The 11692-nt window shown below is 58.4% G+C and carries 14 protein-coding genes; 8 read left to right on the forward strand and 6 right to left on the reverse strand.

Translation table 11 applies throughout. The features are described 5' to 3' along the window. Nucleotides 1-319 precede the first annotated feature (319 nt). Nucleotides 320-634, reverse strand: a complete 315-nt coding sequence (locus tag IGS16_RS09465) for a hypothetical protein (protein ID WP_297085135.1) — start codon at nucleotides 632-634, stop codon at nucleotides 320-322. A 130-nt stretch (nucleotides 635-764) separates the two neighbouring features. On the opposite strand from IGS16_RS09465, the gene ccsB reads away from it, so the two are divergent. The 5 genes from ccsB to IGS16_RS09490 all read left to right on the forward strand — a co-directional run bounded on the left by ccsB (nucleotide 765) and on the right by IGS16_RS09490 (nucleotide 4217). Next, on the forward strand, nucleotides 765-1763 hold the full coding sequence (ccsB, locus tag IGS16_RS09470) for a c-type cytochrome biogenesis protein CcsB (RefSeq protein ID WP_297085136.1): 999 nt from the start codon (nucleotides 765-767) through the stop codon (nucleotides 1761-1763). A 119-nt stretch (nucleotides 1764-1882) separates the two neighbouring features. Further along, nucleotides 1883-2281 carry a KGK domain-containing protein gene (locus tag IGS16_RS09475; protein ID WP_297085137.1) on the forward strand — a complete coding sequence of 133 codons (399 nt, stop codon included), beginning with the start codon at nucleotides 1883-1885 and terminating at the stop codon, nucleotides 2279-2281. A 51-nt stretch (nucleotides 2282-2332) separates the two neighbouring features. Then, nucleotides 2333-3346, forward strand: coding sequence for a tRNA lysidine(34) synthetase TilS (gene tilS / locus IGS16_RS09480; protein ID WP_297085138.1), 1014 nt, complete (start codon nucleotides 2333-2335; stop codon nucleotides 3344-3346). Between the two features lie 165 nt (nucleotides 3347-3511). Further along, nucleotides 3512-3814 (forward strand): urease subunit gamma, encoded by a 303-nt coding sequence (gene ureA / locus IGS16_RS09485; RefSeq protein WP_068516556.1) that lies wholly within the window; start codon nucleotides 3512-3514, stop codon nucleotides 3812-3814. Between the two features lie 94 nt (nucleotides 3815-3908). Beyond that, nucleotides 3909-4217, forward strand: coding sequence for an urease subunit beta (locus tag IGS16_RS09490; RefSeq protein ID WP_297085139.1), 309 nt, complete (start codon nucleotides 3909-3911; stop codon nucleotides 4215-4217). A gap of 65 nt (nucleotides 4218-4282) precedes the next feature. Here the strand turns inward: IGS16_RS09490 and IGS16_RS09495 are convergent, their stop codons facing one another. The 3 genes from IGS16_RS09495 to IGS16_RS09505 all read right to left on the reverse strand — a co-directional run bounded on the left by IGS16_RS09495 (nucleotide 4283) and on the right by IGS16_RS09505 (nucleotide 8176). Further along, nucleotides 4283-4459 carry a hypothetical protein gene (locus IGS16_RS09495; RefSeq protein WP_297085140.1) on the reverse strand — a complete coding sequence of 59 codons (177 nt, stop codon included), beginning with the start codon at nucleotides 4457-4459 and terminating at the stop codon, nucleotides 4283-4285. Between the two features lie 256 nt (nucleotides 4460-4715). After that, the gene (locus IGS16_RS09500) at nucleotides 4716-7415 is read right to left on the reverse strand and encodes an S-layer family protein (RefSeq protein ID WP_297085141.1); all 2700 of its coding nucleotides are present in this window, start codon (nucleotides 7413-7415) and stop codon (nucleotides 4716-4718) included. 122 nt (nucleotides 7416-7537) lie between these two features. Then, a complete protein-coding gene (locus IGS16_RS09505) occupies nucleotides 7538-8176 on the reverse strand; it encodes a DUF1997 domain-containing protein (protein ID WP_297085142.1) in 639 nt (212 codons plus the stop codon). A 680-nt stretch (nucleotides 8177-8856) separates the two neighbouring features. On the opposite strand from IGS16_RS09505, the gene IGS16_RS09510 reads away from it, so the two are divergent. After that, nucleotides 8857-9459, forward strand: coding sequence for a 2OG-Fe(II) oxygenase (locus IGS16_RS09510; protein ID WP_297085143.1), 603 nt, complete (start codon nucleotides 8857-8859; stop codon nucleotides 9457-9459). A 7-nt stretch (nucleotides 9460-9466) separates the two neighbouring features. Here IGS16_RS09510 and IGS16_RS09515 read toward each other — a convergent pair whose 3' ends face one another. Further along, nucleotides 9467-10051: a DUF192 domain-containing protein gene (locus IGS16_RS09515; protein WP_297085144.1), complete on the reverse strand. Its 585-nt coding sequence runs from the start codon at nucleotides 10049-10051 to the stop codon at nucleotides 9467-9469. A 19-nt stretch (nucleotides 10052-10070) separates the two neighbouring features. Next, nucleotides 10071-10757 carry a response regulator transcription factor NblR gene (gene nblR, locus IGS16_RS09520; RefSeq protein ID WP_297085145.1) on the reverse strand — a complete coding sequence of 229 codons (687 nt, stop codon included), beginning with the start codon at nucleotides 10755-10757 and terminating at the stop codon, nucleotides 10071-10073. A 64-nt stretch (nucleotides 10758-10821) separates the two neighbouring features. Between nblR and IGS16_RS09525 the strand changes: the two genes are divergently transcribed. Beyond that, entirely contained in the window at nucleotides 10822-10956 is a 135-nt protein-coding gene (locus IGS16_RS09525) for a hypothetical protein (RefSeq protein WP_297085146.1), read from the forward strand. A 126-nt stretch (nucleotides 10957-11082) separates the two neighbouring features. After that, on the forward strand, nucleotides 11083-11682 hold the full coding sequence (locus tag IGS16_RS09530; protein ID WP_297085147.1) for a hypothetical protein: 600 nt from the start codon (nucleotides 11083-11085) through the stop codon (nucleotides 11680-11682). Nucleotides 11683-11692 lie beyond the last annotated feature (10 nt).

Raw genomic sequence — 11692 nt, forward strand, 5'->3', positions numbered from 1 at the left:
TGGGTAACGTCTTGGTTACGTTTCATGGGTCACGTTTCGTGGGTCATGTTTTAATGGGACGGTCGATGCTTGGCCAACTCGACGAACTAGCCTATCCCCTTGAGGCAATCCGGCAAGCTCGATACGGGCTGCATTGATGCTGCATTGATGTGGCATTGAATCAATGACACCTTTGCAATCGAATGCCCTCTATGCAGCTAGCCGCTTGTCTGATGAAGCTTGCGGAACAATACCGGATGATTATAGAAGAGATGTCTTGTTTCGCAACAATGTGCTGAAATTCTGTCGTAATTCTTAAGTAGACGGCGGTGGACTGGGGTTATGGGATGCGATCGCCCATTTCCGTTTCCCCATCTACGATCTCTGCGCGATGATCTCTGCGCGATTCCTGAAAGCCTGGAATTCTGGAATCTCTGGAATCTGTAGACGCAACGATCGGCTTTGCAGGCTTTTCGGGCGATTGCCCTGCTAGTTCGGTAGGATAGAGAACGGAAGCGATGCAGCGCAAAACCCTAAGCGCGATGCTGTTCAGAGCAATGCTGTTCAGAGCGATGCCGTTCAAAGCAATGCCATTCAGAGCAATGCTGTTCAGAGCGATGCCGTTCAAAGCAATAGTCTGAACCGCTGTTTCCACCACTTAGGGAGCAAATTGGCGAATTCTACGCTGTCTTTGCTTCCATCTGTGGGTCGCCTGGGTCGTCCTTTTGCCCACTGGCATCTGTCTTGCTGGAGCTTGTTGGATCTGTGTTGGAGAGGTTTGCTGAATGAATCTGGTTTCACTCCAGGGCTGGCTGGATAATGCCGCCTTTGCGGTGCTGTTTGTGACGATGCTGGTATATTGGGCAGGCGCGGCGTTTCCCACCGTGCCCTACCTGCAAACGGCGGGAACGACGGGGATGGCGATCGCCAATCTCTGCATCGCGGGGCTATTGGGTGCCCGCTGGATCGAGGGCGGCTATTTCCCCCTCAGCAATCTTTACGAATCGCTGTTTTTCGTTGCCTGGGGCATTACTGCGATGCACCTGCTGGCGGAAAACATGAGCCGCAGCCGCCTAGTAGGAGCCGTCACCGCACCCGTGGCGATGGGCATCGCGGCCTTTGCGGCGCTGTCTCTGCCCGATGCCATGCAGCATTCCGAGCCGCTGGTGCCTGCGCTGAAATCTAACTGGCTGATGATGCATGTCAGCGTCATGCTGCTGAGCTACGCGGCGCTAATGGTGGGTGCGCTAATGGCGATCGCCTTTTTGATTGTGACGCGGGGGCAGGAGGTGGAACTGCGGGGCAGTTCCGTCGGCACGGGTGGTTTCCGGGATGCGCGCTATCGCATCAAGCGGGCAGGTCAGGCGGTGGACACCCTGGAGCCACGCACCGCCAGCCCTGGCAATACTGCTGTCTTGGAAACTGCGCCTGCCGTTGCCGCCGCGCCCTTGTCTCCCCAACGCCTCAGCCTAGCCGACACCCTCGACAATATCAGCTATCGAATCATTGGGCTGGGCTTCCCGCTGCTTACCATCGGCATCATCGCCGGAGCCGTCTGGGCCAACGAAGCCTGGGGTTCCTACTGGAGTTGGGACCCCAAAGAAACCTGGGCGCTGATTACCTGGCTGGTCTTTGCGGCCTATCTCCATGCCCGCATCACACGCGGCTGGCAGGGTCGTCGTCCGGCGATCCTGGCGGCATCGGGCTTTTTGGTGGTGTGGGTGTGCTACCTCGGCGTGAACCTGCTGGGCAAGGGGCTACACAGCTATGGCTGGTTCCTGTAAGCCAAAATTCTGCCAGTCCAGCCCTGCTCCACCAGCCAAATTCCATAAGTTAAGTGCAGCCCTGTCAGCAAAACCCTATCAGCAAAGTTCTACAGAAATTCCAAAGAAATTCAAAAACTATGAATCAACTGCCAACGCCGCTGAGTGATGACGAAGTGATTTATGTCAGCGTAGGACGAGTGCTGATGAGCAATCCTACCTTTAAGGTGGGCGAATTTTTGGATGCGCTGGCGCAGGCGGTCAGCGAGCAGCAGGGCGAATGGTCGGATGAGTGTGAGGACTGGTTTGGCGATGGCGCTCGCTGCGAGGTGTTGCGGTTTGGTAACCAGGGCTGGCAGCGCGGCCGCATCCGGATTCGCCTAGAGTTTTTCCCCGAAAACCAAAAGCTGCTCCAGGCAGAACGACCCCGGCAAGAGCGCAGCAGCGGGCCGCGAGAACGGGCCGGTCGTCCCCCCCGCGACGAAATCTACAGCCGCCGAGATGAGGTGTACGAGGTGTATCGAGAGGACGATTATTAGAAAACTCAGGGGAATTCAGGGAAATCCCCGGCTCTGCTCCCTGCTAAACCTATGACTCTTTCCCCCTGGACACCGCTTCATGCTCAGTTGCACCGGGGCATCCGGCAGCGGCAGTTGTTTTGCAGGGGCGATCGCCTCCTGGTGGCAGTGTCGGGCGGCCAAGACTCGCTGTGTCTGGCGCAACTGCTGCTGGACTTGCAGCCCAAGTGGGGATGGGAACTGGCGATCGCCCACTGCAACCACCGCTGGCGACCGGATGCTGGGGCAAATGCCGACTACGTGCGATCGCTGGCGGAATCCTGGGGCGTTCCGGTGTTCATTGAAACGGCAGCAGATATTCCGGCGAGCGAGGCGGCGGCGCGGGCGTGGCGCTATGACGTGCTGGGGGCGATCGCCCGTGCCCACGGCTATTCCCGCGTTGCAACCGGCCACACAATGAGCGATCGCGCCGAAACGCTGCTGTATAACCTAGTGCGCGGCAGCGGAGCCGACGGACTGCAATCCCTCACTTGGCGGCGCGAACTGTGCCCCAGGGTGGTGCTGGTGCGGCCGCTGCTGGATGTGCGCCGGGTCGAAACCGCCGAGTTTTGCCAGTCGCGGGGCTTGCGCGTGTGGGAAGACAGCACCAATCAGGATTTGCGCCATCCCCGCAACCGCATCCGCCAGGACATCTTGCCCGCCCTAAAAGCGCACTTGAATCCCCAGGCAGAGGCGGCTCTGGCCCACACCGCCGAACTGCTCCGCGCCGACGTGGACTACCTGGAATCTGCCGCTGCCGATCTGCTGCACCGGGCACTTCCGCCCGCCGCCCTGCCAGACGAGCATCCCCAACTCCATCGACCCACGCTGCAAACTGCGCCCCTCGCTCTCCAGCGCCGCGCCCTGCGCCAGTTTCTTGCCCGCCATCTGCCGGAAGCCCCCGGCTTTGAGCCGGTGGAAAAACTGCTGGCACTGCTCGACGCACCCAACCGCAGCCAGACCGATCCGTTTCCTGGTGGGGCGATCGCCCGTGTCGCTGGAGACTGGATCGAACTCATTGATTCTGCCAAAAGCGCAAAGAAATAAACAATTTCTCGCGGTTTAGATTGCCTATAATGCCGTAGAATCTGGCTGGGCTGGGCGCTGGTCTGCTGGGTGGAGCCTGGTTATGCCCGCATCCCCCTGACCCGCGCTGCTGCTGCCCGATGACCCGATGCTTTTGATGATGCTGACGCTGCGATCGCCCACACCATGCAACTGACTCCCCAGGAAAAAGACAAACTCCTCATCTTTACTGCCGCCCTGCTGGCCGAGCGCCGCAAAGCCAAAGGTCTGAAACTCAACTATCCCGAATCCGTCGCCTACATTTCCGCCGCAATCCTGGAAGGCGCACGGGAAGGGCGCACCGTCGCCGATCTGATGACCTACGGCACCACCCTCCTCAGCCGCAGCGACGTAATGGACGGCATCGCCGAAATGCTCCACGAAGTACAGGTCGAAGCCACCTTCCCCGACGGGACGAAGCTAGTGACCGTGCATGATCCGATTCGATAATGCTCGATGAGGATGGAGGATGGATGAAAGGGTGGCATAGCTTCATCGCTTTCATCTGTTACGCCCCATGATCCCAACCCCACAACCCCTGCCTATGATTCCTGGCGAACTCTTCACTGAACCTGGCGACATCGAACTCAATGCGGGCCGTCCGACGGTAACGTTGATGGTCGCCAATACGGGCGATCGCCCCATCCAGGTCGGCTCCCATTTCCACTTTTTTGAGGTGAATGCGGCGCTCTCGTTTGACCGCAACCAGGCGCGAGGAATGCGGCTGGACATTCCGGCAGGAACGGCGGTGCGCTTTGAACCGGGCGACGAAAAGGAGGTGACGCTGGTGGCGCTGGTGGGCAGCCGTCAGGTCTATGGCCTGAACGCACAAATCAACGGGCCGCTGGATTAAAGCAGCCCGTTGATGCCAGGTTTGAAATTAAGCTGAATTAGCTCGTTAACTGGCTCGTCTTTGAACTAGCCCTTTAGCGCCCGTCTAAAGTTTTGCCGATAGGACGCATTCAGCAGCATTACCGGCCAGAGCAGCGTCAGCATCAGACGGTTTTGGTTGAAATTCGTGCGGTTAAAGCCGGTCCAAAATTTCCAGGCACCCCCGATGTAAATCACCAGCGCAAGAAACGTAAAAAGGCTCATCTTGACCTCTCAATAATGCTCAATTACTTAGGACGTTGAAGGAACGAACGTAAACCTGGATTGCGTTTGACCTGAATTGCATCAACGCCATCCCTGCTAAGGATTACAACACTGCAAGAAACCTTTCCTCCAGTCTAATTCGCGGCTTTGCGGTTGAAGCGGTTCGGTTTTACGGATATCCCAGGAAGCAAGGATGAAGGGCGATCGCCCCATCCCAGTCTTCCCCGACTTTCCCCATCAACCTCAGCAACTTTCCCTAGCCCGGTGCAACGCATCCCGACGGCAACGGCTGAACCCCCTGAAAGCTTTCTGCTTCCGGCGGATTTGCCAGCAACACCACCTCGCCCGTGGCGGTCTGCTGCCAGCCCCGCGCTTCTTGCAGCGATCTTGTCGTTGGCGACAAAGCGACATCCGATGGCTTTCGCAAGGTCAGCGGCGAGGTTCGGGAATTTGGGTCATCCGGCACGAACGAAACCGTTCGATTGGCAGAGTCCAGGTTAGCCGTGTCCAGGTTGGCCGTGTCCAGGTTAGCCGTGTCTAGAAGCGCTGCCTGTGTAGCGGTAGGGGCATGAATGGGTGCGTTCACGCTGCTGGAAGGCGCGACCTCCGCCCAGGAAACCCGAATCGATGGGAGATCAATCGCCTGATTGGGGCTGGGGGGCAAACCACCGCGACCGGTGACCACAAAGGCACTGCGCTCAGTGGCGATCGCCGAACTGGCCGCACACCGCTGGGCGATCAGCCGGGACGCATCCACGGGTGCAGCAGGCAACTCGGTTACGCCCTGCGTCGGATCGGTGCTAGGCGGCGTGGTAATGGTAATTGTACCGCTGTTGCCCCGCTCAGAGGTCGCTGTAATGTCGCTCTGGGGCGTGAGTTGCGGCTGCGGCAGAATGCCTGTAATGCCCCTGGTGAAAATATTGACCGCGCCACCATTGCCCGTGAAGGCGTTTGCCGTGATGTCGTTGTTTTCCATCAGCACCGACAGAATGAAATCTGCCCGCAGCGTAATGTTGCCGCCATCGCCCGCTTGCCCTGCAATGCCCGCCGACGTGCTGATCTGGCTGTTGCGCCGCAGCAGGAGATAGTCTTGCGCTGTCAGGCTCAGGTTGCCGCCCACGCCAGAGTTGGTATTGGCGACGATATTGCCCTGGTTTTCCAGCGTTGCCGAGCGAGTCGCTAGGGTCAGATTTCCCGCTCCCAGCGCATTTGGGTTGGCATCAAAGCTGCCCGTGGCGATGTAGGCTCCGTCTCGCACTACGAGTTCCCCCGTGGCGATGGACAGGTCGCCCCCCCGTCCCGTCGCCCCCGGCGCAAAGACGTAGGGGGTTCTCGGTGTGCCGCCCGACTGGCTAAAGATGCCTGCGGGCACGGCTATCGTGTCTGACGTTGCCGGAGAGAGTCCCTGCACCTCGACCCGCTCACTCGCCCAAATGCTCAGGTTGCCTGCATCCGCAACGCCAAAGGTCGAGGTCTGAATCGTCGCGCCGTCTTGCACCCGCAGCCGCCGGGTCTGAATCTCGATCTGGCTGGGAATTGCGTCGGTGGGCTGAAACGACTGGGAGCCAGAAATCACAGCCGACAGCGTGCTGGGAACCGGCAAACTTAGATCACCCGCAAGATCACCCGCAATGGGGTTGCCCTGCCCATCGAGCGCTACGCCAGTAATGTTGATCTCATCGGCCAGGATTTGCAAACTTCCCGGCTGGCCGTTGCCAATCGTGTCGAGGCTGATCTGCCCGCCGTCCAGCAGGTTAAGCTGCCCGGTCGTCAGCACGATGCGCCCGCCGTTGCCCGTCGCGCCGTCCTGCACCCGCACGAATACACCGCTGCTTTCCGGGCCGTCGCTGCCCACCACTGCCCCTACGATTTGGATTTGACTCGTCGCCAGCAGGTCAATGCGTCCAGCCGGGCCGCTGCTTCGGGTATTGGCAAAAATCTGGGAGCCGTTGAGCAGGGTGAGGCGATCGCCCCGAATCGTGATGCGCCCGCCCGCCAAACTGCCCAGCGTGTCGGTGCTGATGTAGGATTCCTCATCCAGTCGAATCTCGCTGGCCCGCAGGCGAATTATCCCACCGCGATCGCCATTGGCGCTGATATCCGCAAAGCCCGTCAGGTTGATTTGCCCAAACGCCCGCACGTCGGCGTAATCCACCGACCAGCTCTGTGCTGTGGGAACCAGTCCGACCGTGCCCGCCTGAGCCACGCTGCCCAACTCGATGCGCCCGCCCGGTGCGGTGATTTCGCCGCCTGGAAACGCCAGATTGCCGCCGATCAGGGCGATCGCCCGATCCGGCAACACGCTTAGCCCAGCGTATCTCGATGTTCCGAAATAGCCCGCTCTACGTAGCGCCCGCGAAAAATTTGCCGCCTCGCTAAAGGATGCATTCACAATCGGCGCAGGCGCAGGGCCAAATTGTAGCCCGGTAGGAATGCTGACGGTCAGCAGCGGCGACGCTTGCGGATTGCGGGCACTGAACTGAGTGCCATCGGCAAAGCGAATCCGTTCGGCGGTGCTGAAAATGACGGAACCGCCCACGTCCAGGCGAGCATTCTCTCCAAATAAAATGCCGCTGGGGTTGATCAGGAAGAAATCGGCGGAGCTAATTTGCCCGTTGCTCTGCAACAGGCGGAGGATGCCGTTGATTTCCGAAACCGAACCGCCCGTGACGCGAGTGATCAATCGCTCTACAGTGTCCACATTGCGAAACGTGACAGTGCGATCGCCCGGCGAAAACCGCTCAAAGCTGTGGAACAGGTTGCCGCCCCGCTGCGTGCCGCCCGTAATCTCAAACTCGTTGCCCTGGCGCTGTACCTGGGTTGGCGTAGGTAGCGTGGTGTCTCCGCGCACCTGAGCGCTGGCAGGCAGACCCGCACAGAGCCACAGCCCAACACATAGCCCAAGGCGAAGCGACGGGATAGAAGACGATTTCAGGAAAGATGAAAAAAGTGGCATGACCCCCATCATTGCCCCCAAACCTGTCGAGGCGACGTTCCCATAGTATGTCAGGGGGCAGGGGTCAGGGCTAGGATTCGCTTGCCTCAGAAACAGCGCCGTGAGAAGGACGGGACTTTGCCCTAGCTCCACTTCCGCTTGCGGCTAAAGGGAATGCCGTGGCTGCTGTGAAAATCGTCCTGCACTTTGTGGGTGAGGCGGCGAGAAACCTGGCGCACAATCTGGTTCAGCAGGCGATCGCCCGTCGTTTGCACCAGCGCCTTGGGGAGCGCCTGGATAAAACGGGGGAACTGAATCGAAACCGCTAGGTCAAGCTCCCACTCTACACGAGTCAGCATTGGTTCCGCAGTGGTATCTGCGAGTGCATCTGTGGGCTGAACCATGTGCAGCGCAGCCTGAAAATCCACCTCGTAGCCCGGTGCAACGTAGTCCGGGATGTCGATTGTCTCAATTCGATAGAAGCCGCGTTGATCCTGAGGCAGCAGGTTCAGGCCGATTTTGGGTTCCACCTCATAGCCAAATGCGCCAAAACGACCAATCGTCAGGGCATAGCCGTTGTCTCCTAGGGGAGCCGCATCCATCGGCTGGGCACAGCGGCGAAACCAGGTGCGGTGATCATCCAGGTAAGCGACAACCGTCGGCGCGTCTGCCAGCATTTCCATGCAGCTTGCATAATGCCCGCGAAAATGAGTCGGTTCCATCGTATCGAGCGTTTCTTCGGTCGCCGACAGGCTGGCGCTGTCCACGAAGGCAGATGTCATCCCTAAAAGAGGGTTAGAAGCGTCGATGGACTGGTTGGTGGACCTTGCCTGCATAACGTGTGCGGATTGGTGAAGAAGTTGGCGAGGATCTGCCTGGGCACCCTGAGGGCGGCAAGCCGACAAGTCTACGGCAACTGTGCCAGCGATTTTGCGGTTGGCGCGATCGCTAGGGCTGTTACCAAACTTAACCTAAACTGACCTAAAGTGCCAAAGCGAAAGCTGGAAATTAACGCTGGCTCTATAGTTCTAGGTCTCTTTAGATTTCTACTTTAGATTTCTATATGTTTAGAAGCTGACCAGATATCCACGATGATGGACATTTGTTTGCTGTCTAGGCTCAGCATAACGGAAGGTTTTCGACGGCTACCATGATTGATTTACGGAAAGGTGTGCCACTTTTGGGGACAAAGACAAGGGCGATCGCCCAAAATGCGCCAGAACCCCAGCGGATCTACGCAAAGTCCGTATGATGTTGGTTTAACGTGAGTTCGACCGCTTAGAAGGCTACAGGAAGGCTCAGCAAAAGTCGTCAAGGTCATAGAAGATTTGGGCGATCTGGAGGCGCGATACGACGGAGGTCATAGCTGATCAGTGTTAACTTCAAATCCAGTCTGAGCTTTTCCTCATAAACGTTTCTACCCTGTCGAACTCAGTTTATTTACCCTCTGCCGCATCCCTCCATGCCCTACTTCCGCCAGCAGCAAAACGTATTCTCCGACGACTATCTCACCGAGTTGCGGGGGCAGATTCGCGCCTGCCGCTATTTTGCAGTGAATAATCTGAACCGGGATTTTGTGGGCACGAAGGGGTTCTCGGTGGTGTTTCGCGGCGAAGGGCGATCGCACGTCGAAGCCCAGTTTCCCTATTTCAAACCCTATCTGGACAAAGCGCTCCAGTCCGACTGCAACGCCTTTTATCTGAACCCGCTGCTGCTCAAGGGCGGATCACGGGTCGATCCGCATATTGACCGATCGCTGCGATCCTATTGCAAAACCATCGAGCCGCCCGTCTGCGTCAGCGTGCTGTATGTGCAGGTGCCGGAGCCGTTGCAGGGCGGGGAGTTGGTGCTGCGAAACCACCGCCAGCAGGTGGGGCAGATTCGCCCACGGGTGAATACGCTGGTGTGGTTTCAGGGCAACCTGACGCATTCCATCAACAGTCTGAAAACCGAGGGTGATCGCCTCAGTTTGGTCTGCGAACAGTACGCGCTGGAGGCGACCGAACTGCACGACATTCCCGAATTCACCATCGAATCAAGGGCAAAGCTTGTCAAACAGACATAATCCTTCACTAAGGAGCGGCATTGGCTGGGCGGGGCGCGTCCAGAAAGCGGATATCGAGGCGATCGCCCACCTGCAAGCCCAGTTCCGCCGCTCGTCCTCCGGCCAGTTCAATCACCTGGTTCACCCGTTGCCTCGTCGGGCCATAGGTGGGGCAGGGCTGGCTTTCACAGGGCGGCGCACTGGCGACAATTTCCTTCACCTCGCCATCCAGCAAAAACACCATATCCAGCGGAATCAGCGTGTTCTGCATCCAAAACTGCACCGGCCGCGCAAACTCAAACGGAAACAGCATTCCCCGATCGGGCGGCAGTTCGGTGCGAAACATCAGCCCCATCGCCTGCTCTTGGGGCGTGCGGGCCACCTCTAGCTGAATCTGCTCATTACCGATTTCCACTTCTGCCGAAATCGGCAAAACCTGCCCCCGAAAGGGTTGGGTTGCCGTTTCCTGTGGGCCACCGCCGGCGGGCACCTCTGGCATCGACACCTCCGATGGGCTAGGGCTACAGCCCAGCAGCAGGGCGCTCAATCCGACTGCGCTCGTCATACAGATCACGCGAAATCCCCGCTTCAGCCAGCGATTCATATCACTCATTTCCAACATTTCCAACCTTTCACGCTTCTCGTAAAACATAACCAACGCCGCGCACCGTCTGGATTAACCGTTTTTCGCCTTCGTCTTCGATCTTGAGCCGCAGATAGCGCACATACACCTCAATTACGTTCGACTCCCCCATAAAGTCGTAGCCCCAGACGTTTTCTAGAATTTGCTCCCGCGTTAACACTTCTCGCGGATGCTCCATGAGGTATTTCAGCAGTTCAAACTCTTTCATGGTGAGGTCAATCACCCGATCTTGCCGCAGGGCGCAGCGGGTAGACAGATCCAAAACCAGATCGGCAAATCGCAGTTGTTCGCTGCCGGAGGTGTCTGGCTTCAGGTAAAGCTGCACCAGGCGCAGAAAATCTTCGCTGCGATAGGGCTTGAGAAAATAGTCGTCGGCTCCGGCCTCCAGACAGGCCACCCGGTCATCCACCAGATCCCGCGCCATCAGCAGCACCACAGGAACTCGCGCTCCACTGGCCCGTAGCTGCTGGCAGAGCGATAGACCCGACTCGCCGCCCAGCATCCGGTCGATCACAATCAGCGATGGCTGAAATTCGGCGGCCTGGCGAATCCCCGTGGTGTAGTCGTGGGCGATCGCCGTTTCGTAGCCCGATTCGCGCAGGTCGTTGCTCAGGCTGTGGGCCAGAACCTCATCTGGCTCGACGAGCAAGACGCGCGGAGTAGGAGTTTGAGCCATAGGTAGAGCAACTTAAAGGAAAGAATAGATTGAAGCGTAAGTGTTAGTACTTATGGAAATAGCGGTGATTCTCATCCGTTTTAGCATGGGGGGCGATCGCTCGGTGTGTTTAGGGGGATTTGGGACGAGTTGGGTCATCCTGGGGCGATCGCCCCAAACTTTTAGCATTTATCTAGCATTTTGCCGTCCGCAAACCTAGTCTGACTGATTAGATTAGAGGAGAAAGTTCACATAGCTCGTTACATATCAGGTTCGTGCATCCTACTGGGCATCTACTGGGCATCTATTGGGCATCCATCGAGAGCAGGGGCAGAAGATGAAAATCATGACGAAGCGAGGTGTTTACCCTGCTGCCATTGGCGTTGTGCTGTTGGGGTTGACGGTTTGGTTCCTAAGTCAGTTCCAAATTTCCATTCAGTATGAAGGCGTGCCGTCTCCGATCGCCCCGTCTCCGGCTGAAGATGAACCTCGTCCGCCCGCCGTGCCCAGCCCTGCCCCCGCTGCCTCCCCTAGTGCTGCCTCCCCTAGTGCTGCCCCCGCAGCCACGCCCAGCGCTGTGCCCGCTGCCCCCGCTCCTCAGAGTGCGATCGCCCAGGCAGGGGCCCTACGAGTCAGCAACCAGACCGACCATCCCGTGCGGGTCGCGCTGCTCTCTCGCCAAACGAAGACCCGCAACGCAGACGGCTCCGAGCGTTATCCTGAACCCATCCATTGGGACTTTGCGCCGCAGGAAGGCAGCACCAAAGGTCTGCTGCTGGCGCTGCCCGAAGGCGAAGCGGATTTGCGGGTGCAGGCGGGTGACGTGATTACCGCCTTTGCCCAGGATGGTTCGCGCCGCTACTGGGGCCCCTATGTGGTGGGTGAAACAGTGGCTCCGGTGTGGAATGCCACCAGCCAGGAGTGGGAGCTAGTGCTGTCCAAATAATTTTGCCAAA

The organism is Thermoleptolyngbya sp. C42_A2020_037 (assembly GCF_015272455.1).
Lineage (GTDB): Bacteria > Cyanobacteriota > Cyanobacteriia > Elainellales > Elainellaceae > Thermoleptolyngbya.